This is a genomic window from Desulfovibrio sp. X2 (genome assembly GCF_000422205.1).
Lineage (GTDB): Bacteria > Desulfobacterota > Desulfovibrionia > Desulfovibrionales > Desulfovibrionaceae > Alkalidesulfovibrio.
Map to the genome: position 1 here is coordinate 20,150 of NZ_ATHV01000002.1, position 25,857 is coordinate 46,006.

Below are 25,857 nucleotides of genomic sequence, written 5' to 3' on the forward strand. Positions count from 1 at the left end.
GCGCGGGGGGGGCCGATCAGGAGAAGGCGTCCACGAGGAGCATGACGTTGAAGGCCACGACCACGGCGCCGATGACCCACAAAAGCGTCTTGTCCACCAGGGAGTTGGCGTAGGGGCCCATGACCTTGGGGCTCGAGGTCAGGTGGACCTGCAGCCAGATGGTCAGGGGCAGCTGCACCGAGAGGGCGATCTGCGAGACGATGAGGCCCTGCAGGGCGTCCTTGATGAAGAGGATGACGAGCACGGCCGGGAGCAGGGTCAGGGCCACGCCCATGCGGCTGTGGCTGTCGCCGATGTCGTAGGGCTCGTTGAAGATGCCCGCGAACACCGCGCCGCCCGCGATGCCCGCGGTGACGCTCGAGGCGATGCCCGCGAGCAGCAGGCTCACGGCGAAGATGAGGCCCGAGGCGCCGCCGACCATGGGCGTGAGCAGGCGCTGGGCCTGCTCCAGGGCGTCCACCGCGATGCCGTGCGAGAAGAAGGCCGCGGCCGCGAGCAGGATCATGGCGCTGTTGATGGCGAAGCCCACGATCATGGACAGGAGCGTGTCCAGGAACTCGTAGCGCAGCTGGCGGCGGATGACGTCCGGCGCGTCCAGGTTCCACTGGCGGCTCTGGATGATCTCCGAGTGCAGGAAGATGTTGTGCGGCATGACCACGGCGCCGAGCACGCTCATGAGCACGGGCATGGCCCCGGCGGGCAGGTGCGGCGTGACCCAGCCCGCGGCCGCCGCGTGCCAGTCGATGCGCACGATGGACAGCTCGTAGATGAAGGACAGGCCGATGAGCGAGACGAAGCCGATGATCCAGCGCTCTATGCGGCGGTACGAGTTGGTGTAGAGCATGACGCCCACGAGAGCCGCGGTGAGCAGCGTGCCCGCGTAGAGCGGCAGCCCGAAGAGCATGCGCAGCGCGATGGCCGCGCCCAGAAGCTCGGCCAGGGCCGTGGAGACGCAGGCCGCGAGGGCCGAGGCCAGCAGGAACACGGCCAGGGGCTTCCTCAGATGGCGCGTGGCCGCCTCGGAGAGGCAGAGCCCCGTGGCGATGCCCAGGTGCGCGGCGTTGTGCTGCAGGACGATGAGCATGATCGTGGACAGGGTGACCATCCACAGGAGGTGGTAGCCGAAGCCCGAGCCCGCGGCCACGTTCGAGGCCCAGTTGCCCGGGTCGATGAAGCCCACGGTGACCAGGAAGCCCGGCCCCACGTATTTCCAGATGCTGAGCGCGGTGCGGCGGGGGGTGCGCCGGTCGCGCAGGCGGATGAGGTCGCGGAGTGCGCGCATTGCGGAGCCGTTCCTGTATGCCGTTGCCGTCTGTCGTTTTCGCTCGCGGAAATCCGCCGGGCGCAGGGCCCGAACATGCGGCCCAGAGTTCGCCAAGCGGCCCGCCTTGTCAAGCGCGAGCGCGGCGGGCCCCAGGCGCAGAGGAGAAGGCGGGAGGCGATATGGAGGAGAAGGACCGCCGGACGCGAGAGGGGCCGCGGGCGAAATGCCCACGGCCCCTCTCGCGGCGCGTTCCGGCAGGCCGAAGCGGCCGCGCCGGACCCGCACGGGGTATGGCAAGCGGCCCCGGGCGGGGCCGCGTCCTGATCGCTACTCCTTGACCGTCTGCGCGCTCGCGGCCTGCACGGTCTCGGCGGCCTGGGCCTGCTGGATGGGCTCGGGCCGGACGGCGGCGGCCGGAGCGGGCGCAGCCGCGGGCTCGTCGTCGTTCATGCTGTTCTTGAGTTCACGGATCGCCTTGCCCAGCGACTTGCCGAGCTGAGGCAGCTTGCTCGGTCCGAAGACCAGAAGGGCGATGCCGAGGATGACGATGAGGTGCTCGGGTTGCAAAACTCTGAAAAACATGGTGTTCCTCCCAAAAAAAGGTCGTGGGGAGTGCTGCCGAAAGGCAGGTCGGGTTGTTTGGAGCGTGCCCACGGTAGGCTCTTTCAAGGCGAAGGGCAAGCCCCCGCAGGGGGCGTGAACAATGTTGCCCGCAAAAATCCGAAATCATGACGCCCCACGCAATGCGGGCCGGGCATTGCAATCCATTAAACGCACGAGGACCCCGAAAGGATGACAGGATGGGGGACACGATTTTGCGGTCCGGCGTGTGCCCGATGCCCGCATGATGTCCGGATGCCGCGCGGGGGCTGCGGGGAAATGCGGGGAGATGCGGGGAGATACCGAGAGATGCGGGAAGATGCGGGGGAGGAGACACGGCGTCGGGTTCCCAGGCCGGGCTGAACGCGCCCGCCCGCCGCTGCCGGAAGACCCGGGCCGCGCGACGAAATGCGGGGGGAAGGACGCAAGCGAGCCTAGTCCGGCCAGCTCTCGAGCCACTCGGAGCGGGACATGCTGCGGCAGACAGGGCAGTAGAGCCATCCGGAGCCGGACAGGACGCGCTCGTTGACCTCGCACAGCCAGGAACCGCACTGCCCGCACTTGTAGAGCCGCTCGTCGGGCGCGAGCCTTCGGCCGCAGGTGGGACAGAAGTCCTTGGGCTCGGCGGCCGTCTCGCCGCCGCGGGTGGCCGCCTCGTTGACCGGCGTGCAGCCAGGCTCCCCGTCGAACGGCCTCTCGACCGCCTCGCGAGCTTCCCTCGGGGTACTGCAATCACACATTTCTCTCATAATTCTATTCTTTCTACCCCAGAGTAAAAAACTGTCAACCCAGGTGCGAGAATTCACCTGTCCATGCATCGGCCCCATAGACGCCATCCGGCATCCTTTACAAACCCCGCGACCATCCCGTAGTCTTTACTTCGTCCCACTCCCCGCTTCGCGAACCAGACAGCAACGACAGAGCCGTGATGATCGACAGTCTTCCCGGGCAGGAGCCCGACGCACCGCTCACCGGACTGCGCGTGCTCTGCGCCGAGGCCGACCCGGCCGAGGCGCGGCGCCAGGCCGCGCTGCTGTCCGCCGCCGGAGCCCTGCCGCTGCTCGCGGCGGACAGGGCGGGCGCCCTGCGTGCGCTTCGCGCACAGGGCCCGGACATGCCGGACATGGCGGTGCTCGGCTGCGGACTGTCCCAGGGCTCCCCGGCCGCGACGGAGGCCGCGGGAACGGGCGCGGAGACGGACGCGGAGTTCACCCAGGCCGTGCGCCTGGAGTTCCCGGCCATGCCCCTCGTGCTCACGGCCCCCCGGCCCGGGCCGGACCTCCTCCTGCACGCCCTGCGGCTGGGCGGCGCCGATTTCGCGCCCGTTCCGGCCGCTGAGGAGTTCGTGCGCGCGGCCGAGCGCGCGGCCCGCAGGCTGCGCACGGCGCGCCTCCGCGCCAAGGCCCTCGAGATCTATCGCGGTTTCTTCGAGAACGCCGAGGTCGGCATGTGGCTTGCCGCGGAGGACGGCCGCTACGTGCACTGCAACACGGCTTTCGCCCGCCTGCTCGGCTACGCCTCGTCCCAGGAGCTGCTCGGCCAGGTGGTGAACATCGGGGCGCAGGTCTACGCCGACCCCGAGGACTGGCAGGTCTGGCCGCTGGCGCTCGCCGCGGCCGCGAACGGCGCGCCCGCCCGGGGCGGCCCCCTGGTGCGGGAGGTCCGCGTCTACGGCCGCGACGGACAGCTCCTCTGGCTGCGCGAGAATCTGACCGTCCACACGGGCCCGACGGGCGAGCGGCTGCTGCTGGGCCTGGGCGTGGACGTGACCGAGGCCAAGGCCGCCGAGCGCACCCGGCAGGCCGGGCTCGACATGCTGCGCCAGGTCATGGACACCATCACGGACGCCATGGCCCTGGTGGATTTCGACGAGAACGTGGTCTTCTGCAACGAGGTCTTCGCCGAGCGCTACGGCCTGCCGCCCGAGGAGGCCCCGGGCCGCGCCCTGGCCGAGTGGCTGGAGGTGCTGGCGCCCGAGGACGCGGGCCACGTGGCCCGGCTGCAGACGACCCCCGCGGCCTACAACATCATCCTGCGCGAGACGCGAAGCTCGGAGCTTCGCTTCGCCACGGTCACGCCCTTCAGCGACGGCTCCGGCATCCTGCTCGGCGCCGTGGTCATGCTGCGCGACGACAGGCTGCGCGCCCGCGAGCAGCCCGCCTGAGCCCCATGCGCAAGCACCTCTTCGCCAAGACCGACTGCAACTGCCTGCGCAAGGCCACCTATTTCAAGTGCGTCTTCTGCGGCTGCCTGGAATATCTCTCCGTGGACGAGATCCGGCGCATGGACCGCAGCCGGGCCGAGTGCCCGGACGAACGCGCCCCGCGCGTGCCCTCGCAGGAGGCCTTCCTGACCGGCTTCGGCGGCACCGTGGACTGCCTGGCCCCGGACTGGCAGACCCACTACAGGGACGCCCCGCCGGACGACTGCCCCAACTGCCCTCCCCCGGGCAAGGACTGACGCACCCGAGAACGGCGCGAGGCACCCCCCGCGCCTTCCCATGCGGATTGCAGATATCCGTTGCCGACTGCACGGGACAGGCGTACTCAAATAGGATGAGCCCCTGTCTCCTCCATGACGCGCGGGCCGTCCGCATCTTCGGCCACGCCCGGGAACGCGGCGCCGCTGGTGCTGCGGCGCATGCCGCGTCCGAGGCGCTTCGCGCCCTGTCCCGGCGCCTTTTCCCGGACCTGCCCGCGGCCCTGCTCACGGCCCTGCCCGCGCTTGCGGCCTGGGGGCTGGTCCTGGCCTCGCTGGCCGCGCCGGTCATGGAGATCATGGGGCTGCCCGCGTCCGCCTCCGTGTACGCGGCCCTGCACCGCTTCTGCCACCAGCTCCCCTCGCGCTGCCTCTTCCTGGGCGACTCCAACCTGGGGCTGTGCGAGCGCTGCTTCGCGCTCTACGCCGCCATGGCGCTCTGCTCCCTGCCCGCGCTGCTCGGGCGGCCGCGCCGCCTGGCCCGGCCCCTGCCCCCCCCCGCCCTCGCGCTCGGCCTGCTGCCCTGCCTGCTGGACGGCCTGGCGAGCGACGTCTGGGGGGGTCCCTGGACGAGCACGACGGCCTCGCGCCTCGTCACAGGAGCGCTGGCCGGAAGCGTGATTTCGCTCTTCCTTTATCCCCGATACCGCGTATTCTTGACCGCGCTTTTCCGGGATCGGCCCCTGCCGATCCTGAACCCCGCACCCGGAGAACGCCCGTGAGACGCCTTGCCCCCCGCCCGCTGCCCGTGCCGTCCAAGATCGGGGCCGCCCTGCTCGCCGCCCTCCTCGTCCTGTGCGCGGGCCTTGCCGCCGCCTTTTCGGGCGACGCCTCGGCCGCTGCCCCTGCCGCTGCCACGGCCGTTGCCTCGGCCGCCTCCGGGGCGCAGCTGCAGGAAGTGACCGTGGCGCGCAACACGCCGGTCTACATGAAGCTGACCAAGACCATCTCCAGCGACAACTACACCGAGGGGGACACGGTCTATCTCACGGTGATCAGGCCGGTCACCGCGGGCGGCTACGGGGTGGTCAAGGAAGGCGACATGGCCATCGGCCGCGTCACCCTGTCCGAGAAGGCGGGCTACGAGGGCAAGCCGGGGACCATCCAGTTCGAGCTCGTCTCCATGGCCACGGCCAACGGCCGCAGCATCTTCCTCTCCTCCGGCATCCAGACCGCGCGCGGCAAGAGCGAGGAGACCGCGACCTCCATCTTCGGCCTGGCTGTCTGCCCCGCGTTCATGTTCAACCGCGGCGACTCCGCGACCTATGCCGCGGGCTCGGAGGTCAAGGGCTACGTGGCCGAGGACACCGCGGTTCCGGTTGCGGGCCTGGACAAGGCAGACTAGGCGGAGCGGAGAAACGGCGAGGAGCCGCAAGGCTCAGGGCGCGGAGGGGACGCGGGGCTGGGCAGGCACGGTCCAGCGGCCGTCCTCCACCAGGCGCAGGGGCTTTCGCTCCCTCGGCCGGGCGATGTAGCACTGCGTGACCGCGTATTCCGCAAGCACACCCTCCTCCCCGGACGGGGAGAGGCTTCCCTGCATGTAGCCCTCGTACCTGCGCTGGTAGTCCTCGTAGGTCGTCTCGAGCGAGCCCCTGTCCGGCAGGGGGACGCCGCGCCGGGCCGCGTCCTCGGTCGCGTGGTCCAGGTCCGCCTCGGCCTGGGCCGTGTCCACGAGGAAGAGCACCGGGGTGAGCGGCAGATAGGGCGTCAGCACGCCGAGCGCGGCCCCGCCCGCGAGTCCCGCGCCCAGCGACCCGGCGCGCAGGTTCCGGCGCTCCTCGATCTCGTCGTCGCGCAGCATGCGGAAGCGCATCACGAAGCGGTATCCCCGGTAGCGGCTGAAGTCGCTGTCCAGGTCGTAGTAGCGCAGCGCGCCCCGAAAGAAGTCCACCACGTGCGCCAGCCCCACGCCGGGCGGCAGGTCGATGGTCCCGCGGCCGTGCTTCCTGGCCTGGTTCAGGCAGTCCCACAGGCTCGAGGCCGAGCGCCCGCAGAGCACGTCCACCCGGCCCTCAGGCAGCTGCACGGCGCGGATTCCCGTGGCCCCGGCGGGCAGCGCCTCCCGGGACGAGAGCCCGGCCCGCCCGGGACGGCGGATGGAATAGCCCTCGGCCTCGGCCTTCTGCGCCCGCGCCGTCCCCGGACCCGCGCCCGGCGCGAGCCCCCACGGCGCGAGCCCCAGCAGGGCGAGCCCGCACAGCATGAAAACGACCATCCGCATGTCCGGCATGCCGCCGCGTTCCTCCTCGCGCAGACAGGCCCCGCATCCCGGGACGATCCCGGAAGCCGCGCCGGACCTCCGGCTGCGCGTGTTCACGCTAGCACGGCCGCCGCGCCCCTGTCATCCCGATCAGCCCGCCGCGCGGGTCGTGCGGGTCTTTTCCGCGTCCTGCGCGCCGTTCACGATCCCGCATGCCCACGTTCACGTCGCGGCCTATAATTTGTTGCCTTCACGCCCGGGCGCGCTACAATGGCGCCATGTCCCCAGACGACCGCCCCTCCCCGCAGGCGATGCCCGCCGCCTCGCCGCACGCGCCCGCAAAAGGCCCGGCGCCCGTCGGACCCGCGATAGAGGTCAGCGGGCTGGTCAAGAACTTCGGCGACGGGAACGCCGTGGACGGCATCAGCTTCTCCGTGCCGCGCGGCACCATCCTGGGCCTGCTCGGGCCCAACGGCGCGGGCAAGACCACCACGCTGCACCTGCTCCTCGGCCTGGTCACGCCCACGGCCGGGACCATCCGCATCTTCGGCCTGGACATGCCGCGCGACCGCCACGCGATCCTCGCGCGCGTGAACTTCACCTCGTCCTACATCTCCATGCCGGACAACCTGCGCGTCTGGGAGAACCTGAAGGTCTTCGCCATGCTCTACGGCGTGCGCGGCGCCGAGGCCAAGACCGAGGAGCTTCTGCGCCTGCTCGAGATAGAGCACCTGCGCGACGCCCGCACCGGCGCCCTGTCCTCGGGCCAGCTCACGCGCCTGAACCTGTGCAAGGCGCTCTTGAACGACCCGGAAATCCTCTTCCTGGACGAGCCCACCGCGAGCCTCGACCCGGACATCGCGGAGCGCGTGCGCCTTGCGCTTCGCCGCATCCAGTCCGAGCAGGGCACGACCATGATCTACACCTCGCACAACATGCACGAGGTGGAGGAGCTGTGCGACGAGGTCGTCTTCATCACCAAGGGCCGCATCGCCGCGCGCGGCACCCCGGCCGAGGTGGTGCGCATGGCGCACTCCGAGTCCCTGGAGCGCCTCTTCATCTCCATCGCCCGCGGCGGCGACATCTTCGCGCGGCCCGCAGACGAAGCCGAGGCCGAACCGGACGCGCCGCCCCCGGACATCCCGCCCGAGGCTCCGTCCGGCAGGCAGCCGGACACCCCTCCGGCCTGCCCACGGGAGCGCGGCGATGGCTAGGCGCATCGCGGCCATGCTGCTGCGCTACTTCTACCTGCACCGCAGGAGCCTGCCCCGGATCATGGAGATCTTCTTCTGGCCGCTGATGAACCTCTTCGTCTGGGGCTTCCTCACGCTCTACATGCGCCAGGTGGCGAGGCCCGGCGTGGTCTCGTTCCTCCTGGGCTCCATGATCTACTGGGAAGTCCTCTACCGCGCCCAGCAGTCCGTCTCCCTGTCCATCACCGAGGAGTTCTGGGTGCGCAACATCATCAACCTCTTCATCGCGCCCCTGCGCTCCAGCGAGATCGTCATCTCGGCCTGCGCCGTGGGCATCGTCAAGTCCGTGGTCACCACGGTCTTCCTGCTCGTGCTGGCGCGCAGCTTCTACGGCTTCGACATGCTGCGCATGGGCTGGACCTTCCCGGCCTTCTACGGCGCGCTGCTCCTCTTCGGCTGGTCCGTGGGCCTCATGACCATGGGCCTCATCTTCCGCTACGGCCGGGCCTCGGAAGCCCTCATCTGGGGCATCCCCTTCCTGCTCCAGCCGCTCTCCGCGGTCTTCTACCCCGTGAGCGTGCTGCCGCCGAGCCTGCGCGCGCTCAGCAGCATCTTCCCCTCCACCTACGTCTTCGAGGGCATGCGCCAGGCGTTGCAGACCGGCACCGTCAACCTCTCCTCCCTGACCTGGGCCTGGCTCCTCTGCCTCCCCTGGCTCGTGGCCGGAGGCATCTACTTCGGCTCCACCATCTCCTACGTGCGCAAGGCCGGGCGGCTGAGCAGGCAGATTCTGGAGTAGGCGCGCCCTACACCGCGCTCACCGCCCGAGCATCCGCGAGAGCCCGGCCACGCCGCGTTCGAGGACCTCCATGTCCGGCCCGAAGCTCAGGCGGAGGTGGTCGCGGTAGCAGGAGTGGGGCCGCCGCTTGCCGGGGTTCACGTCGAAGAACTGCCCGGGCACCACGATGACCTTCTCCTCCAGGGCCCGCTCGAAGAAGACCATGGCGTCGCGGAACTTCGCGGGCAGCGCCTCGAGGCTCGCCCAGACGTAGAAGGCGCCCTCGGGCGCGGCCTCGACCACGAAGCCGAGCCCCTGAAGCGCGCGCAGCAGGTACTCCCGCTTGCGGCCGAACTCCGCGCGGATGGCCGCCATCTCGCGCTCGGCCACCTCCGGGGAGAGCAGGTCGGCCGCCGCGCGCTGCAGGGGATGGTTCGCGCCGCCGTCCAGGAACGACCCGGCGCTGGCCACGGCCTCGACCACCTCGGCCGGTCCCAGGATCCAGCCGAGCCGCCAGCCGGGATAGCGCCAGTTCTTGGTCACGCCGTCCACCACGAGCACCGGGTCGCGGTCCACGTCCTCCACGAACTCCGCGGCCGAGACCCTGCCCTCGCGCCCGCCGTAGACGTAGTGGGCATAGAACTCGTCCATGATCAGGGCGCAGTCGTGGCGGCGCGAGAGCGCCACCCACTGCGCCAGCTCCTCCCCGGCCACCAGCCGCCCCGTGGGGTTGCACGGGTTGGAGGCCAGGAGCGCCCCGAGCCCCCGGCAGACGATCTCCCGCTCCAGGTCGGACGGCGCCATGCGGTAGCCGCTTTTCGGGTCCAGGAGGATGGGGATGGAGGTGAAGGAGCGGAACACGGACAGGAGCTCCTCGTAGGCCGTGTAGTCCGGGATGAAGTGGCCGAGGTTGACGTTGCCGAGCGCCGCGGCCACGCGCGTCAGGGCGGCGCGCCCGCCCGGCGCGATGCAGACGTTGCGCCAGGTGTACTGGGAGGCTTTCCCCTGGCGGTGGAAATGGTTGTAGAACTCGGCCACCTTCTGGCGCAGGTCGCGCCTGCCCACCACGGGCGCGTACTCCAGATCCCAGGTGTCGCACGCGATGCGCTCGATGCGCGGCGCGGCGCCGGGCAGCTCTGCCGTGGACGGCGCGCCCTGGCCGAGGTTGGCCCACTCGGGATGGTCCGGGGTGAAGCCGAGCGCCCGGGCGCGGTGCATGACGTGGATGACGCCCGTGCGCGGCACGGACCTGAAGCCGGGAATGCGGCCCGCGTCGGCGGAATGCGGAAGACCAGGGTCGGCGGACGGCTGAATGGGCTGCGACAAAGACTGCGACAGGGATTGCGGCAAAGATTGCGGCAAATGCATGATCTCTCTCCAAACGTGCTGCGTGTTCGAAACGGGCGCGCGGCCGCGCGACGCAAGGTCGCGGCTGCATGGCCAGAGCCGATGAGGTGTCCGGATCACGAGGATCAGCCGAGCGGTGCGCCAGGAGGCGCTGCCCGGCTATCGAGCAGCAGCAGGGGCAGCAGCGGAGGCGGCGGAAGCGGAGGCGGGGGCGTTCCCGGGGGCCCGGGAAAGGAGAGAAGAGAACGGCGGCAGGGAAGGATTCCCTACGCCGCACGGCCGGGTGCCTTCGGGAGCGTGTCCCGCGAGGCGCCTGCCTGATGGGCTGAAGGGAGCTTTGCAGTTCATGGGGGGAGCATAGGAGGAGAAGGCCGCAAAGGCAAGCGTCGCGTCGGGCGCGCGGGTTCGGCGCGGACCGCGCGGCCCGAAGCGACGTTTCCGAACCTTTCGGCCGTGATGCTTGCCCAATCCCCATCCCCGGGCTAAGGGCATGCTTCGCTGAACGTGGTTTACGAGGAGTCGGACGGTGTTTTCACGCTATGGGGCGGTGGGCGGCTACCGCGATGTGCTCAGGATAAGCCTGCCGCTGGTCCTGAGCCTGGGCTCGGTCACGGTGATGTTCTTCACGGACCGGGTCTTCCTGGCGCGCTATTCGCTGGACGCCATCGCGGCCTGCATGCCCGCGGGCGTGGCGGCGTTCCTGTTCACCTGCTTCTTCATGGGCACGGTCTCCTACGTGAACGTCTTCGTGGCGCAGTACACGGGCGCGGGGCGGCACGAGGAGGTGGGGCCCGCCCTGTGGCAGGGCATCTGGTTCGCGCTCGGCTCGTGGGTGGCGCTGGCGGCGATCTCGACCGCCGGATCGTGGCTGTTCGCGGCCGCCGGGCATCCGCCCGAGGTCGTGGAACTCGAGGCCGCGTACTTCAGGATCGTGACGCTCGGTGCGGGCGTGAACGTGCTCGAGGCGTGCATTTCCTCGTTCTACACGGGCCGGGGGCTGACGCGCACGGTGATGGTGGTCAACTTCCTGGGCATGTGCCTGAACGTGCCGCTGGACTACTGCATGATCAACGGCGTGGGGCCCTTCCCGGAGATGGGCATAGCGGGCGCGGCCCTGGCCACGGTCATCTCGTGGAGCGCCATCCTCTGCTGCTACCTGCTGCTCATCTTCCGGCGCGGCAACGAGACGCGCTGGCGGGTGCGCTCCGGCTGGCGCTTCCGCCCGGCGCTCTTCGCCAAGCTCATGCGCTTCGGCCTGCCGAGCGGGGTGCAGTTCTTCCTGGATCTCTTCGCGATCACGTTCTTCACCTTCCTGGTGGGGCGGCTCGGCACGCTCGAGCTCGCTGCCACCAACGTGGTCCTGGCGCTGAACCACCTGGCCTTCCTGCCCATGGTCGGCCTCTCGATCGGCGTGAGCACCATGGTCGGCCAGGCCATCGGGGCCGGACGGCCGGACGAGGGAGCCTACGCCGCAACGAGCACGCTGCACCTGACGCTGCTCTACATGGGCTCCATGGCGCTCCTGTTCGTGGCCTGCCCCTCCCCGCTGCTCGCCCTCTTCGGCGAGCCGGGCCGCGATCCGGCCGTGGCCTCCCTGGCGCGGCGGCTGCTGTGGTTCGTGGCCGCCTACTCCGTGGTGGACGCACTGACCCTGGTCTACCTCGGCGCGCTCAAGGGCGCGGGCGATATCCACTACGGCATGGTCGTCATGGCCCTGGCCGCGGTCTGCCTCATGGTCCTGCCCGGCGCGGCCGCCCTCTGGCTCGACCTCGGCATCTATGCCCTGTGGTGCTGCCTCGCCGCCTACATCATCACCCTCGGCCTCGTCTTCTACCGCCGCTGGCGCTCGAACCGCTGGCGGGAGTTCCGCGTCATCTCTTAAGACACGCGCCCGGACCGGGCGCGCAATCCCCTTCCCTCCCGGCGGCACACCGACGGATGCGGACGGCCGGTCCTATCCGGCAGAATCCATGGCTCACCGTCCGGCAGAGCGGAATTCTTCTTGCACAGCATTGGGGCGGAGCGGTCCGGTCGGCAAATATTGCCGCCCTGAGAGCCTGCTTGATCTCAGGCAGATTCCACGCCGCCCAGAAGCGAGGAGAACGAGATGAGCATCACTTCCGTTTCGGACTATTCCAACCAGTACGGCATCTACGACATCCTGCAGCGGCAGCAGCAGCGGCAGCAGGACCAGGATTCGGGCGGCGGCTTCGCCGACCAGGTCGTGAACAACCTGATGTCCTCCCTGGACGGCGACGGCAACGGCTCGCTCAGCATGTCCGAGCTGTCCGGCACCAAGATGACCGAGGCACAGTTCGACAAGCTCGACACCGACGGGGACGGCGAGCTCTCCCAGGACGAGCTCAAGAACGGCATCCAGAGCAAGCGGGACGAGCTCATGTCCAAGCTGCAGTCCATGCAGTCCGCCGCCTCCAACAGCGGCGACATCCTGAGCTCGCTGCTGCAGGGCAACGGCATGCTGCAGGGCCTTCTCTCCTACCAGAACCAGCAGGACCAGCCGGACCTCATGAGCCTGCTCGAAGGCACGGGCATCTCCCTGACCGCCTGATCCCGGGGCCGGACCGCCGCCGCACGAGCGCGGCCCGGCCACGCCCCTTTTCCCGTCGTCCGGCGGGCCGCCTCGGCCTATCCGGCGGCCTTGTCGGCCAGGGCGGCGCCCAGCGCGAAGGCCTTCCCGCAGTCCTCGGGGAAGACCTCGGCGCGGCGTTTGGCCTTGGCCGCGGGGTCCCAGGCGGTGGAGAGGTACTTCCCGTAGTCGTCGAACTGCAGGGTGTCGAAGCAGAGCTGGACCTCGCAGCCGCCGTAGACCCGCGTCAGGAAGCCCCTGGCGCTCTTCACGGTCACGTCCTGGCCGATGGCGGCCATCTGCTCCTCGGTGACGTTCATGGTGTAGATGAGCCCCACGGCCGTCTTGCCGGGGTAGATGGAGGCGTAGCCCGGGGTGTAGGTCAGGTAGGGGAAGACGAGGCGTTCCATGAAGGAGCGCATCTCGCCCGTCTCCGCGTGCAGGTACATGGGCGAGCCGAGGATCAGCACGTCGGCCTTCGCGGCGCGCTCGAGCACCGGCGTGATCCCGTCCTCGACCGCGCATTTCCCGTAGCTCTTCCCGCCGATCTTCTTGCAGGCGAAGCAGCTGATGCAGCCCGAGTAGGAGAGGTCGTAGAGGTGCACGAGCTCGGTCTCGGCCCCCCTGGACGCCGCCCCCTCCAGGGCCTTCTCGAGAAGCGTGGCGGTGTTCCACTTCTTGCGCGGGCTGCCGTTGATCGCGATGGCCTTCATGGGTCTCTCCAGGGTTTCTCCGGCCGCGCGCCCCGGACGCGCGGCGTTGTCGTGTTCGGGTCGGTCCGACCAGCGTGGTGCAGCATGGACGATTCGGCCCATAAGAACAAGAACTGACAGAAACGGTACATACGCACCAAAAGTATACCACCCGCCTAGTTCCCAAGCAGCTCGCCCGTCCAGCCATCCCCCGCCGGAACCCGTCGCCTCCCCCTCGTCCCGCCTTTCGAGAGCGCATCGCGCGCCGCCTCCCGCCGCTCCCCGGACGGCAACGACCGTCAAGGCGCGTCACCCTCCGTCAAGCCGGACCGGCGCAGGCCGAGTTTGGTCATTTTCCCGCTCAAGCCGCCATGTTCCGCCCCAAAGCCCTCGTAAACATGTTCAGATGGGGACCGGATCGCGCAGGGCGGCGTTCGCCCTCGCGGCCGTCCCGAAACCCCGAGGACCAGGGACGGTCGGGGCGCGGGAGGCGCGCGCCCCGGGGAGGAAGGCATGGCCTGAACCGCGGCGGCCGGCGGTCGCGAGCAACGAGGCACCGGTACAACACCACGACAACCTTAAAGGAGGATGATCATGAGCATCAGCTCCATCTCGGGCTCCTCGAGCTCGACCGACATCTACCAGATCCTGCAGCAGCAGAAGCAGGCCCAGAGCTCGGACGGCGACGTCGAGAGCAAGATGGCCGCCGACCTCATCTCCCAGTTCGACAGCGACGACGACGGCTCCATCAGCCTTGACGAGCTGTCCGACTCCGGCATGAGCGAGGACCAGTTCAACTCCATCGACACCAACGGCGACGGAGAGCTCTCCTCCGACGAGATCGCGACCGACTTCAAGAGCCACAAGCCGGACGGCATGCCGCCCATGGCCGACGCGACCTCGTCCAACGCGGGCAACCTGGTCAGCTCGCTGATGCAGAGCAGCTCCTCGCTGTCGCAGGGGGTGCAGGCCTACCAGAACCAGCAGGGCCAGATGGACCTCCTGAGCCTGCTCGAGGCGGGCGGCGTCTCCATGGTGGCTTAGGCCCGCGGCGGTCCGCACTGGGGAGTCCGGGCCGTTTGCGCGCCTTGCCGACATGGGAGGGGAGTCTTTTTCGGCGACCGCGGATGAAAGACGAAACGATCTTGCAGGAAGAAGACGATGCGCATGGATGAAACCGGGGCGAGGGAACGTATCTGCGGGCGGAATCCGGCCGGATCCCGGCGAAGCCGGTTCGATTCCGACCCGAGGCGACCCCAAACCAAGGAGAAGACCCATGAGCATCAGCACCATCTCAGGGTCCTCGAGCTCGAGCAGCCTGTACGAGATTCTGCAGAAGCAGCAGCAGAACCAGGACTCGAGCGGGGACTTCCTGGACCGGATCACGGAGAACCTGATCTCCTCGCTCGACACGGACGGCGACGGCTCCATCAGCCTGTCCGAGACGTCGGGCACGAAGATGAGCCAGGACCTCTTCGACTCCATCGACACGGACGGCGACGGCGAGCTCTCCGCCTCCGAGATCAAGGCCGACGTCAAGGCCCGGCAGCAGGCCCTCATGACCCAGATGCAGTCCATCATGGGCTCCATGAGCAGCGCCTCCAACGCGGGCTCCGAGGACATCATGAGCCTGCTCGGCCAGATGAGCCAGGCGGGCCAGGCGGGCATGATGCCGCCTCCGCCGCCCCCGGACGGCGGGATGCAGGGCGGCTCCCTGGACCGGATGACGAACGATCTGATCTCCGACCTCGACACGGACGGCAACGGCACGCTCAGCATGTCCGAGATGTCCGGCACCAAGATGACCCAGGAGGTCTTCGACCAGATCGACACCGACGGCGACGGCGAGATCTCCTCGGACGAGATCAAGGCCAACATCGAGGCCAAGCGGCAGGAGGCCATGTCCCAGATGCAGTCCGCCGCGTCCTCGGCCTCGAACGGCGACAGCCTGATCGGCTCGCTCCTGCAGAACAGCAGCCTGCTGCAGGGCATGCAGGCCTACCAGAACCAGATGGACACGCTCCTGGGCCTCTTCGAGGACCAGGGCGTCTCCCTGACGGCCTGACGCGCGGGCCGGTCCACGCCGGGGAGCCGCAGACCGGACGGAGCGCCCGGCGCAGCGGGAGGGGAGTTTCTTTTGCGGCGCGAGGGCCGGCCATGAGGATGCGGGCGACATGAAACAGGGCGCGGGCGGCGTCATGGACGACACGGGCGCCGCAAGCGGCGCACACGGCGAACTGGACGGCCGCGGAGACGAGCGGCTGGCCGCCCTGGCCCTGGCCGGGGACGCGCGCGCCCTGGCCGTGCTCGTGGGCCGCCACAAGGAGCGGCTCTTCGCGCTGCTCGCCGTGCACGTGCCCGGCCCGGACGTGGAGCGCATGGCGCGGCGTGCCTTTGCCGCCGCGTTCCAGGGCCTGTCCTCGCCCGAGGGGCCGCTCGGGCTCGGCGGCCGGAGCTTCGGCGCCTGGCTGACCGTGGCCGCGCTCGGCGAGTGCGCGCGCTACTGGCGTGAGGCCTGGCGCAGGGGCGAGCGCCCGGGTCAAATGGCGGGCCAGGCAGCGGGCCAGGCCCACGGGCAGGCGCATGGGCAGGCGCCGCGCAGGCGCCCGCCCGGCGGGGAGCGCGTTCTCGCGGGGCTTTTGTGCCTCGAGGAGCTGCGGCGGATCGACGGCCGGAAGGAAGGCGGCGGCGAAAGCTTTCTTCCCGCCTTCACGGCGTTCCCGGACGCCGGGAAGCCCGTGCCTCCCCGCGAGCCCTGGGAGCCGGAAAAACAGGTCGCGGCCGGAGCCCCCGGGCAGGCGGCCGGACTCCGCGACCTGCCCCCTGCCGCAGGCCGGGCCGCGCGCCGCACGCCCTGGGCCAGGCTGCGCGCCGCGCTGCTGCGCCTGCTCCGCCATGAAGCTGACCACGAAGAGGCTTCCTGAACCCGATAATTCGCAGCCGTTTTCCGCTCTCCAGCCGCATCGCGCTGGTCCGTCACTTTACCCGCGCAGTTCACGCGCCGCGCACCGGGCAGGTCATTCTGCCACACCTGCGCGGTCGAAACCTCACGTTTTTGTCCTCTCCCGCTGTGTGTTCAATCACTTTTTGGAAGGCCGAGAAAAATTAGAACGTTACGTTTCAGACACAATTGTGTTGATTTTCATCATAATTTCGCCCTAAAGTTCGAAGGTTTGTCTGACGGCGGACGGAGCATCCGGTGCCGCCTCACCCGCGGGAGTCTGGGGCCTTGTGGCGGCCCCGCCGCTTTCTTCATGTCTCACGAAACGGAGGATCATCATGAGAAAAGCCCTCTGGCTCTTCGCCCTCGTCCTCGCCATCGCCCTGCCCCAGGTCGTGTCGGCCCAGGACGCCCCGATGGAGAAGGTCGCCGCGTCCAAAGGCGTGTTCCGCCTGGCCATGGACGCCATTCCTGTCTGCCTCGACCCCCACATGCAGCTTTCCGGCGGCATGCTCCAATACAGCACCATCTCCTTCGATCCCCTGGTCCGCTGGACCCAGGACCACAAGAGCTTCGAGCCCCGCCTGGCCGAGAAGTGGGAGCGCATCGATCCGCTGACCATCCGCTTCCATCTGCGCCACGGCGTCAAGTTCCACTCCGGCAACGAGTTCACCGCCAAGGACGTGGTCTGGACGCTCGACCGCCTGAAGAAGAGCCCCGACTTCAAGGGCCTCTACGAGCCCTTCGAGGGCGCCAAGGCCGTGGACGACTACACCGTGGACATCAAGACCAAGAAGCCCTACGGCCTCCTGCTCAACATGGCCACCTACATCTTCCCGATGGACTCCAAGTTCTACACCGGCACCGACGCCAAGGGCCAGGACAAGGGCTTCATCAACAAGACCGGCTACTCCTTCGCCAACGAGAACGAGTCCGGCACCGGCCCCTTCCTGGTCAAGGAGTACGTGCCCGGCCAGAAGGTCGTCTTCGAGCGCTTCAAGAACTACTGGGACAAGTCCTCCAAGGGTAACATCCAGACCATCGTCTTCACCCAGATCAACAACGACGCCACCCGCGTGGCCGCGCTGCTGTCCGGCGACGTGGACTGGATCCAGCCCGTGCCCACCCAGGACTACGAGCGCATCAAGAAGGCCTCCGGCATGCAGCTGCTGACCATGCCCGGCCTGCGCGTCATCACCTTCCAGATGAACGGCAAGCGCAACAAGGCCCTGGCCGACAAGCGCGTGCGCCAGGCCATCGTCTACGCCGTGAACAACGCCGGCATCGTGGCCAAGATCATGCAGGGCAAGGCCACCACGGCTGATCAGAACTCCCCCGAGGGCCTGGTCGGCCACAACCCGACGCTCAAGCCCCGCTACGACCTGAAGAAGGCCCAGGAGCTGATGAAGGAAGCCGGCCAGGAGAAGGGCTTCACCGTCAGCATGATCGCCCCGAACAACCGCTACGTGAACGACTACAAGATCGCCGAGGCCGTGGCCTCCATGCTGGCCAAGATCAACATCAAGGTCGACCTGAAGACCATGCCCAAGGCCCAGTACTGGGACGAGTTCGACGCCAAGGTCGCCGACATGCAGATGATCGGCTGGGATCCGGACACCGGCGACTCGGGCAACTACTTCGAGTACCTGTACATGTGCCCGAACAAGGACACCGGCATGGGCGCCTACAACTCCGGCGAGTACTGCAACCCCAAGGTCGACGAGCTGACGCTCGCCGCCCAGACCGAGACCGATCCCGCCAAGCGCGCCGCCGAGCTGCAGGAAGTCGAGAAGATCCTGTACGACGACGCCGCCTTCGTGCCCCTGCACTGGCAGATCAACTCCTGGGCCGCGGACAGCCGCGTGAAGAACGCCCGCGCCATCGTCAACATGATGGACTTCCCCCACTTCGGCGACCTCGTGGTCGACTAGGTTGACAATAAGTCCGGACTGACGCACAACACCGCCGCCCGGCTGGCCGAAACCAGCCGGGCGGCCTTCTTCCCGAAAAGCTTTCAAGGACGGCCCGCAGACCATGTTCGCCTTCACAGTCAAGCGCCTCGCACAAGCCCTGATCGTCATGCTGGTCATCAGCGTCATCGGTTTCGCCATCAAGAAGACCGTCGGCGACCCGATGCGCGAACTGACGGGCATGAGCGTCTCCGCGCAGGAGCGCGAGGCCCTGGCCAAGAAGATGGGGCTGCGCGACCCGCTCATCGTGCAATGGCTCCGCTTCGTGGACGACGCGGCTCACGGGGACCTCGGCTACTCGTTCTTCTACAAGCGCCCGGCCCTACCCGTCATCCTACGACACGCGCCGGCCACCCTCGAGCTCGTCCTCTGCTCCTCCGTCCTCATCGTCCTCCTCTCCATCCCCATCGGCATATACGCGGCGGTCAGGCCGAAAGCGCTCCTCTCGCGGCTCTTCATGGGCGCGAGCATCGTGGGCGTGTCCATCCCGGTCTTCCTCACGGCCATCCTGCTCATCTACATCTTTTCCGTGACGCTGGGCTGGCTGCCGTCCTACGGCCGCGGCGACACCGTCATGCTCTGGGGCATCTGGGAGACAGGCCTGCTCACCCGCGACGGACTGCTCCACCTCATCCTGCCCACTGTCTCGCTCTCCTCCATCATGCTGCCGCTCTTCATCCGCCTCATCCGGGCCGAGATGAAGGAGGTCCTGGAGAGCGAATACATCAAGTTCGCCCGGGCCAAGGGGCTCAGGCCCTGGCGCGTGCTCATCGTGCACGCCTTCAAGAACACCCTCATGCCGGTCATCACCGTGGGCGGCGTGCAGCTGGGCCTCATGATCGCCTTCACCATCCTGACCGAATCGGTCTTCCAGTGGCAGGGCATGGGCTTTCTGTTCATCGAGGCGGTGCAGCGGGCCGACAGCTCGCTCATCGTGGCCTACATGGTCTTCGTCGGGTTCGTCTTCGTCCTCGTGAACACCGTGGTCGACCTCATCTACGGCATGGTCAACCCCATGGTCCGCGTGGCGGGGAGGAAGTAGCCGATGTTCATGCGCCGCTGCCTCGACTCCTGGTTCTTCTACAATTTCTGCCGCGACGTGACGGCCTGGGGCAGCGCCCTGGTGCTCCTGATCATGCTCGTCTTCGGCTTCGGCGCGCCCATCCTCGCGCCCCACAACCCGTACGACATCGCCACCATCGACATCCTCGACGCCCAGACCGCGCCCGAGTGGATGAGCGGGGGCAGCTCGAACTTCATCCTGGGCACGGACTCCCAGGGCCGCGACCTCTACTCGACCATGCTCTACGGCCTGCGCGTCTCGATCATCATCGGCTTCGGCGCCGTGGCGCTGCAGGCGAGCATCGGGATCATCGTCGGCCTGCTCGCGGGCTACATGGGCGGCAAGCTCGACGCCATCCTGATGCGCATCGCGGACGTGCAGCTGTCCTTCTCGACATACATGGTGGCCATCTTCTTCGGAGCCATATTCCAGGCGGCGTTCGGCTTCGAGTTCTACCAGGAGATGGCCGTGCCGATGCTGATCGTGATCATCGGCATCGCCGAATGGCCGCAGTACGCCCGCACCGTGCGCGCCTCGGTGCTGGCCGAGCGCAAGAAGGAGTACGTGGAGGCCGCGCGCGTGGTCGGCCTCTCGCGCGCCCGGATCATGTTCCGCCACATCCTTCCCAACACCCTGACGCCGGTGCTGGTCATCTCCACCGTGCAGGTGGCCAACGCCATCATGTCCGAGGCCGCGCTCTCGTTCATGGGCCTGGGCATGCCGGTCACGCGGCCTTCGCTCGGCTCGCTCATCAAGGCCGGCTTCGACTTCATCTTCTCGGGCTCGTGGTGGATCACCCTCTTCCCGGGCATCGTCCTGGTGGTCCTGGTGCTGGCCATCAACCTCCTCGGCGACTGGCTCCGCGACTTCCTGAACCCCAAGCTCTACAAGGGCTAGGGGGAGAGCGCCATGACGAAACAGACCAAGAACAAGAAGACCGCCCAGGCGGGCGACGTCCTGCTCGACGTGCGCGAGCTCTCCGTGGCCTTCCGCATCCGCGAGGGCGAGCTTAGGGCCGTGGACAAGGTCAGCTTCACCCTGGCCCCGGGCGAGCGCCTGGGCCTTGTGGGCGAATCCGGCGCGGGCAAGTCCGTCACCGGCTTCGGCATCATCAACCTGGTCTCCAAGCCCGGCTACATCTCGGGCGGCTCCATCCTCTTCGAGGGCGCCGACCTGACCCGGCTGCGCGACGAGGAGATGCGCCACATCCGCGGCAACCGCATCTCCATGATCTTCCAGGATCCGATGATGACCCTGAACCCCGTCCTGACCATCGGCACCCAGATGGTCGAGACGATCCTCGCGCACAAGGACGTGAGCCGCCACGAAGCCGAGGCCATCGCCCTCGACAAGCTGCGCAAGGTGGCCATCCCCTCGCCCGAGCGGCGCCTCAGGCAGTATCCTCACGAGTTCTCCGGCGGCATGCGCCAGCGCATCGTCATCGCCATCGCCCTGCTCACCGATCCGGCCCTGATCATCGCGGACGAGCCCACCACGGCGCTCGACGTGACCATCCAGGCCGACATCATGGAGCTTCTGCTGCAGCTGTGCGAGACCGAGAAGATGGGGCTCATCCTCATCACCCACGACCTGGCCGTTGTCTCGCAGGTCACGCAGCGCATCGCGGTCATGTACGCGGGCCGCATCGTGGAGCTCGGCCCCTCGGCCGAAATCATCTCCTCGCCGCGCCACCCCTACACCCAGGGGCTGCTCGCGGCCCTGCCCGAGAACGCCGGGCGCGGCAAGCGGCTGAACCAGATCCCCGGCGTCATGCCCTCGCTCACGCGGATGCCCCCCGGCTGTCCCTTCCACAACCGCTGCCCGCGGTGCGAGGAAGTCTGCCGCAACGAAATTCCGCTCCTCGAGTCCAAGGACCGCGTCTGCTACGCGGCCTGCCACCTGCTCGACTAGGACCTTGATATGAAGCAGCAGCGTCCCCTCGTCTCCATCCGGAACGTCGTCAAGCACTTCGACATCTCGGGCAGCCTGCTCGACCAGCTGCGCATCCAGGGCGGCAAGGTCGTGCGCAAGCGCACCGTGGTCAAGGCGCTGAACGACGTCTCCTTCGAGATCATGCAGGGCGAGACACTCTCCGTGGTGGGCGAGTCCGGCTGCGGCAAGTCCACCCTGGCCCGCGTCGTCATCCGCCTCTACGAGCCCACGGCGGGCGAGGTCCACTACGACGGCAAACGCGTGGACAACCTGCCGCGCCACGAGATGATCAAGTACCGGCGGCGCATGCAGATGGTCTTCCAGGACCCCTACGCCTCGCTGAACCCGCGCATGATGCTCGGCCAGATCCTCGAGGAGCCCATCCGCTTCCACAACCAGGGCCTTTCCAAGGCCGAGGTCGGCGAGAAGGTCGAGGCGGTCATGCGCCAGGTCGGCGTGGACCCCTCGTGGCGCAACCGCTACCCGCACGAGTTCTCCGGCGGCCAGCGCCAGCGCATGTCCATCGCCCGCGCCCTGGCCGTGAACCCCGAGTTCATCGTGGCCGACGAGCCCATCGCCGCGCTCGACGTCTCCATCCAGGCCCAGATCCTGAACCTGATGATGGACCTGCAGGAGCAGCACGGCCTGACCTACATGTTCATCAGCCACGACCTCTCCGTGGTCGAGCACATCTCGAGCCGCGTGGCGGTCATGTACCTCGGCAGCCTCTGCGAGCTGGCCACGCCCGAGGAGCTCTTCCACAACCCGCAGCACCCCTACACCAAGGCCCTGCTCTCGGCCATTCCGCGCCTGGGGCGCAAGGGCTTCGGCCACATGCGCCTTTCGGGCGACGTGCCCACGCCCATCCACCTGCCCACGGGCTGCGTCTTCCACGGCCGCTGCCCCCACGCAAACGCGCGCTGCAAGGCGGAGATCCCTGCGGGCATGGAGCGCGCAGGCGGCGGCCTCGTGGCCTGCCACGGCGTGGAGGAAGGCAGGATATAGCGTGACGCGCCCCCGGGGGATTCCCCGGAGGGTCCGGGGCGATCGCCCCCGCGCGGCCCCGGCGCCGGGTATCTTCCCGGCGCCGGGGCCGTCGCCGTTTCGGGGCGCTTCAGCCCGCTTCCGGACTTCTCGGGCTGGTGCGAAGCCCGGCTTGTCATGCGGGTCCTTTCATGACAATACTCTTGTCACAACTCATTTGTGACGAGGACGCCATGAGCAACCCCTTCCGCATAGAGGCCATCCGGCCCGGGCAGCCGTTCTGCGACCGGCAGGAGGAGCTCGCCCTGCTGCTCGGCCACGCCCGGGACTTCCGAAACGTCATGCTCACCTCGCCCAGGCGCTACGGCAAGACCTCGCTCGCCCTGCGCGCCGAGGACGCCCTGGCGGGCGAGGGCTTCGTCTGCGTGCACGCGGACTTCTTCGGCGCGGACTCGGTGGAGGACGTGGCCCGGCGCATCGGACGGGCGCTCCTGCGCGGCCTGGACCGGCGCGAATCCCTGCTGCACAAGGGCAAGCGGTTCCTGAAGGGGCTTTCCGCCTTTCGTCCGGTCTTCAAGCCGAGCGGCGACGGTTTCTCGCTGAGCGTGGAGCGCGCCTCGGAGAGCATCGCCCCGGAACAGCTGCTCGAAAACACCCTGGACGACCTCGCCCACGTGGCCGCCGAGGCCCCGTTTCCGCTCTACGTCGTCCTCGACGAGTTCCAGGAGATCACCCGGCTCAAGGAGTCCGGGCAGATCGAGGGCATGCTGCGCGCCGCCACCCAGGGCATGGAGGCGGGCTTCCTCTTCCTCGGCAGCCGCCGCGGCGTGCTGCGGGCCATCTTCAACGAGCGCAAGCGCCCCCTCTTCCAGTCGGCCCTGCCCATGGAGCTCGGCCCCCTGCCCGCGGACGAGACCGTCCGCTTCCTTTGCGACCTCTTCGCGCAGAGCGGCAAGCGCATCGCGCCGGACGACGCGGCCGCCATCCACGCCCTGGTCGCGGGCTACCCCTACTACGTGCAGCGCCTGGCCGGAGAGGTCCACCAGGGCGCGGGCGAGACGATTTCGCGGGAAGACATCGACGCGGCCCTGCGCCGCGTGGTGCACGGCGAGCGCTACGGCTACCAGGCCGTGCTGGCCATGCTTACGCCCGGGCAGATCCGCATCCTGCGCGCCGTGGCCGCGCATCCGGAGCGGGAGCTGCAGAGCGCGCACTTCGTGGCCCTGGCCGGGGCCCCGGCCTCGTCCATCGCCTTCACCGCGCGCAGGCTGGCCGAGGAGGACCTGATCGAGCAGGGGCCGGACGGCCGCTGGCGCGTCGTGGACCCGGTCTTCGGCCTGTGGCTCGGGGAGCTGTGAGCCGCCGGGCCTGTCCGGTCCGCCCGGTCCGCCCGGGATGCCTGGCCGGGGCGGGGCTCAGGCCGCGCCGTCCGTCCCGGTCGCGGGCAGGATGCGTTCGATGACGTCGGCCAGGTCCTGGGGCTCCACGGGCTTGGCCAGAAAGCCGTTCATGCCCACCTGAAGGAAGGCCTCGCGGTCGCTCGGCATGGTGTAGGCCGTGACCGCCACGATGGGGATGTCGGGCCTCAGCCCGCCCTGCGCCCCGCCCCTGATCCGCCGCGTGGCCTCAAGGCCGTCCATGACCGGCATCTGGATGTCCATGAACACGAGATCGAAGGCCTTGCGGCTGAGAGACGAGACCGCCTGCTCCCCGTTGCCAACCGTGGTCACGCGGTGCCCCATCTTCTCCAGGACGGACTTGATGTAGATCTGGTTGATGGCGTCGTCCTCGGCCACGAGGATGTCCATGCCGCGCGCGTCCCGCCTGCCCGCTCCGGCGGCCGGCTTGTCCTGCGCCGCCTGGGCCTCGGCCTTGACCGTGAGCACGCACTCCACCGCCGTGCCTTTCGAGGGCGCGCTGCGGACGACCACGGCGCCGTCCATGAGGTCCACGAGACGCCTGACCAGGGCCAGGCCGAGGCCCACGCCCTGATGCTTCTTCCGGTAGACTCCCTCGCCCTGGTAGAAGGTCTCGAAAAGCCGCTCCTGCATCTCGGAAGACATGCCCGGCCCCGTGTCCGCCACCTCGATGTACAGGTGCCGGGCGTCGCCCGCCCCGCCCGGCAGCAGGCCGACCAGGACGCGCACCCCTCCTGCGGCCGTGAAACGCACGGCATTGCCCACGAGGTTGAAGAGGATCTGCTGGATCCTGGTCTTGTCGCCGAGCAGGCGCGCGCCGCCGTCCACCTCGTTGACCGTCTCCAGGCGCAGCCCCTTCTGTCGGCACGAGAGCAGGAAGGTGTCCACCACGGATTTCAGGATATCGTCCACGACCAGCTCGCGCTCCACGAGTTGCATCCGTCCGGAGTCCATGCGCGAGAGGTCGAGGATGTCGGTCAGAAGGCGCGTCAGCCGCTCGCAGGACTGCCGGGCCATGCCGACGTAGCTTGACGCCTCGTCGTCCAGGCCGCACTCCTCCAGGAGCTGGAGCATGCCCAGCACGCCGTTCATGGGGGTGCGCAGCTCGTGGCTCATGTTGGCCAGGAACTCGGCCTTGGCGTGGCTGAAGGCCTCGGCCTGGTTCTTGGCCTCGAGCAGCGCCGCCTCGGCCCGCTTGCGGGCCGAGACGTCGCGCAGCGTCCCCCTGAAGGAGACGGCGCTGCCCTGTCCGTCGCGATACAGCGAGGCCGCGAGCGAGGCATGGAGGGGCGAGCCGTCCTTGTTGCGCAGGACGATCTCATGGTCGGCCACGCTCTCCGCCTGCTCCAGCTCCTCCAGAAGCCGCGCGCACTCTTCCGGCGCGGCCCACAGGGACGAGAAGGACATGCCGATCCAGTCCCCCCGCTCGTACTGTCCGCAGGAAAAGGCCGAGACCGAGGGGCTGGCCTCGAGGATCAGGCCGTCCAGCGAAACCTCGCAGTAGACGTCCTGGATGCTCTCGAAGATGCTGCGGTACTTTTCCTCCTCGCTTCTGAGCGCCGCCCGTTCGCGGCGCAGCCTGGCCATGTTGCTGACGCTCTCCAGGGCCGGGGGGAGCTGGAAGAGGTAGTCCCGGTGCTTGACCACGTAGTCCGCTGCGCCCAGGCGCAGGGCGTTGGAGGCGACCTCCTCGTCGCCCTGCCCCGAGACCAGGACGACCGGCAGCTCGAGGCGGAGATCGCGCGCCACCGTGCGCAGGACCTCCAGGGCGCCCTCGCCCGGCAGGTGGTAGTCCAGCAGCAGCGCGTCGTAGGCGCAGGGCCTGCCGGGCGACCGGGGCAGCCGGGCGTAGACCTCCTGCGCGCTGCCCACCACGTCCAGCCGGATGTGCGGCGCGTAGCGGGCGAAATGGCGCCGGGCAAGGTCGGCGTCCGCCGCGTTGTTCTCGGCGTAGAGCACGTGCAGCGGACGGGCCTTGCGCGCGCTCTCGGCGCGGAAACGCTCCACCGCCCCGGTCGCCGTCTCGTGGAGACGCTCCAGATACCCCTGGCGCTTGGGAAGATAGTCGTCCGCCCCGGCCTTGAGCGCGGCGGCCACGGTCCGCTCGTCGCCGAGCCCCGTGAGGATGACCACGGCCAGGGGCAGGTCCCTGGCCCTGATCTCGGTCAGGATCTCGAGGCCGCTTCCGTCCGGCAGGTTCAGATCGGTCATCACCAGGTCGTAGCCCGCCTCGCCGTCCTTTCCGGCCGCCAGGCAGGCCCTCGCCTCGCCGAGGGTGGAGGCCGTGTCCACGACCGTGCCCGGGGCCGAGCGACGGATGGCGCGCCGCGCCAGATCGGCGTCCAGGGCGTTGTCCTCCACGTACAGAAGCTTCATCTCGCATCCTTCCTTGGCGCGCGGGGCCGCCTCA

At 68.8% G+C, this 25,857-nt stretch carries 24 protein-coding genes; 17 read left to right on the forward strand and 7 right to left on the reverse strand.

What is annotated here, in order from left to right; genetic code table 11:
* Positions 1–16: 16 nt before the first annotated feature.
* From DSX2_RS00855 to DSX2_RS00865, 3 genes are all read right to left on the reverse strand, one after another.
* On the reverse strand, positions 17–1,282 hold the full coding sequence (locus tag DSX2_RS00855) for an Nramp family divalent metal transporter (protein ID WP_020879130.1): 1,266 nt from the start codon (positions 1,280–1,282) through the stop codon (positions 17–19).
* A gap of 309 nt (positions 1,283–1,591) precedes the next feature.
* Positions 1,592–1,846 carry a twin-arginine translocase TatA/TatE family subunit gene (gene tatA, locus DSX2_RS00860; RefSeq protein WP_020879131.1) on the reverse strand — a complete coding sequence of 85 codons (255 nt, stop codon included), beginning with the start codon at positions 1,844–1,846 and terminating at the stop codon, positions 1,592–1,594.
* A 452-nt stretch (positions 1,847–2,298) separates the two neighbouring features.
* A complete protein-coding gene (locus DSX2_RS00865) occupies positions 2,299–2,604 on the reverse strand; it encodes a hypothetical protein (protein ID WP_020879132.1) in 306 nt (101 codons plus the stop codon).
* A 188-nt stretch (positions 2,605–2,792) separates the two neighbouring features.
* Between DSX2_RS00865 and DSX2_RS00870 the strand changes: the two genes are divergently transcribed.
* From DSX2_RS00870 to DSX2_RS00885, 4 genes are all read left to right on the forward strand, one after another.
* A complete protein-coding gene (locus DSX2_RS00870; RefSeq protein WP_020879133.1) occupies positions 2,793–4,028 on the forward strand; it encodes a PAS domain-containing protein in 1,236 nt (411 codons plus the stop codon).
* 5 nt (positions 4,029–4,033) lie between these two features.
* Complete coding sequence (locus tag DSX2_RS00875; RefSeq protein ID WP_020879134.1) at positions 4,034–4,324, forward strand: hypothetical protein; 291 nt, start codon at positions 4,034–4,036, stop codon at positions 4,322–4,324.
* Positions 4,325–4,419: 95 nt separating this feature from the next.
* Entirely contained in the window at positions 4,420–5,064 is a 645-nt protein-coding gene (locus tag DSX2_RS00880; RefSeq protein ID WP_020879135.1) for a DUF2085 domain-containing protein, read from the forward strand.
* The gene (locus DSX2_RS00885; protein WP_020879136.1) at positions 5,061–5,687 is read left to right on the forward strand and encodes a hypothetical protein; all 627 of its coding nucleotides are present in this window, start codon (positions 5,061–5,063) and stop codon (positions 5,685–5,687) included. Before DSX2_RS00880 ends, DSX2_RS00885 begins: the two co-directional genes overlap by 4 nt.
* 33 nt (positions 5,688–5,720) lie before the next feature.
* Here the strand turns inward: DSX2_RS00885 and DSX2_RS00890 are convergent, their stop codons facing one another.
* Positions 5,721–6,572: a hypothetical protein gene (locus DSX2_RS00890; protein WP_020879137.1), complete on the reverse strand. Its 852-nt coding sequence runs from the start codon at positions 6,570–6,572 to the stop codon at positions 5,721–5,723.
* A gap of 248 nt (positions 6,573–6,820) precedes the next feature.
* Here DSX2_RS00890 and DSX2_RS00895 point away from each other — a divergent pair, with 248 nt between their 5' ends.
* Both DSX2_RS00895 and DSX2_RS00900 read left to right on the forward strand, forming a co-directional pair.
* On the forward strand, positions 6,821–7,756 hold the full coding sequence (locus DSX2_RS00895; protein ID WP_020879138.1) for an ABC transporter ATP-binding protein: 936 nt from the start codon (positions 6,821–6,823) through the stop codon (positions 7,754–7,756).
* On the forward strand, positions 7,749–8,534 hold the full coding sequence (locus tag DSX2_RS00900; protein ID WP_020879139.1) for an ABC transporter permease: 786 nt from the start codon (positions 7,749–7,751) through the stop codon (positions 8,532–8,534). The genes DSX2_RS00895 and DSX2_RS00900 overlap by 8 nt, the downstream gene beginning before the upstream one ends.
* 18 nt (positions 8,535–8,552) lie before the next feature.
* Here the strand turns inward: DSX2_RS00900 and DSX2_RS00905 are convergent, their stop codons facing one another.
* The gene (locus tag DSX2_RS00905) at positions 8,553–9,758 is read right to left on the reverse strand and encodes a pyridoxal phosphate-dependent aminotransferase (protein WP_236615053.1); all 1,206 of its coding nucleotides are present in this window, start codon (positions 9,756–9,758) and stop codon (positions 8,553–8,555) included.
* 628 nt (positions 9,759–10,386) lie between these two features.
* Between DSX2_RS00905 and DSX2_RS00910 the strand changes: the two genes are divergently transcribed.
* Both DSX2_RS00910 and DSX2_RS00915 read left to right on the forward strand, forming a co-directional pair.
* A complete protein-coding gene (locus tag DSX2_RS00910; protein WP_020879141.1) occupies positions 10,387–11,742 on the forward strand; it encodes an MATE family efflux transporter in 1,356 nt (451 codons plus the stop codon).
* A 225-nt stretch (positions 11,743–11,967) separates the two neighbouring features.
* Entirely contained in the window at positions 11,968–12,429 is a 462-nt protein-coding gene (locus DSX2_RS00915) for an EF-Hand domain protein (RefSeq protein WP_020879142.1), read from the forward strand.
* A gap of 77 nt (positions 12,430–12,506) precedes the next feature.
* Here DSX2_RS00915 and DSX2_RS00920 read toward each other — a convergent pair whose 3' ends face one another.
* Positions 12,507–13,160: a flavodoxin family protein gene (locus tag DSX2_RS00920; protein WP_020879143.1), complete on the reverse strand. Its 654-nt coding sequence runs from the start codon at positions 13,158–13,160 to the stop codon at positions 12,507–12,509.
* 573 nt (positions 13,161–13,733) lie between these two features.
* Between DSX2_RS00920 and DSX2_RS00925 the strand changes: the two genes are divergently transcribed.
* From DSX2_RS00925 to DSX2_RS00965, 9 genes are all read left to right on the forward strand, one after another.
* Positions 13,734–14,183 carry an EF-Hand domain protein gene (locus DSX2_RS00925; protein WP_020879144.1) on the forward strand — a complete coding sequence of 150 codons (450 nt, stop codon included), beginning with the start codon at positions 13,734–13,736 and terminating at the stop codon, positions 14,181–14,183.
* Between the two features lie 232 nt (positions 14,184–14,415).
* Positions 14,416–15,204, forward strand: coding sequence for an EF-hand domain-containing protein (locus DSX2_RS00930; protein WP_020879145.1), 789 nt, complete (start codon positions 14,416–14,418; stop codon positions 15,202–15,204).
* 109 nt (positions 15,205–15,313) lie between these two features.
* Positions 15,314–16,063, forward strand: coding sequence for a hypothetical protein (locus DSX2_RS17355; RefSeq protein WP_020879146.1), 750 nt, complete (start codon positions 15,314–15,316; stop codon positions 16,061–16,063).
* 355 nt (positions 16,064–16,418) lie between these two features.
* Positions 16,419–18,011, forward strand: coding sequence for an ABC transporter substrate-binding protein (locus DSX2_RS00940; protein ID WP_020879147.1), 1,593 nt, complete (start codon positions 16,419–16,421; stop codon positions 18,009–18,011).
* 103 nt (positions 18,012–18,114) lie between these two features.
* A complete protein-coding gene (locus DSX2_RS00945) occupies positions 18,115–19,092 on the forward strand; it encodes an ABC transporter permease (RefSeq protein WP_020879148.1) in 978 nt (325 codons plus the stop codon).
* 3 nt (positions 19,093–19,095) lie between these two features.
* A complete protein-coding gene (locus DSX2_RS00950; RefSeq protein WP_020879149.1) occupies positions 19,096–20,010 on the forward strand; it encodes an ABC transporter permease in 915 nt (304 codons plus the stop codon).
* Between the two features lie 12 nt (positions 20,011–20,022).
* Positions 20,023–21,024: an ABC transporter ATP-binding protein gene (locus DSX2_RS00955; RefSeq protein ID WP_020879150.1), complete on the forward strand. Its 1,002-nt coding sequence runs from the start codon at positions 20,023–20,025 to the stop codon at positions 21,022–21,024.
* A 9-nt stretch (positions 21,025–21,033) separates the two neighbouring features.
* Positions 21,034–22,050 (forward strand): ABC transporter ATP-binding protein, encoded by a 1,017-nt coding sequence (locus DSX2_RS00960; protein ID WP_020879151.1) that lies wholly within the window; start codon positions 21,034–21,036, stop codon positions 22,048–22,050.
* Between the two features lie 212 nt (positions 22,051–22,262).
* Positions 22,263–23,387, forward strand: coding sequence for an ATP-binding protein (locus DSX2_RS00965; RefSeq protein ID WP_020879152.1), 1,125 nt, complete (start codon positions 22,263–22,265; stop codon positions 23,385–23,387).
* Between the two features lie 57 nt (positions 23,388–23,444).
* On the opposite strand, the gene DSX2_RS17360 is transcribed toward DSX2_RS00965, so the two are convergent.
* The gene (locus DSX2_RS17360; protein ID WP_020879153.1) at positions 23,445–25,823 is read right to left on the reverse strand and encodes a response regulator; all 2,379 of its coding nucleotides are present in this window, start codon (positions 25,821–25,823) and stop codon (positions 23,445–23,447) included.
* Between the last annotated feature and the right edge of the window lie 34 nt (positions 25,824–25,857).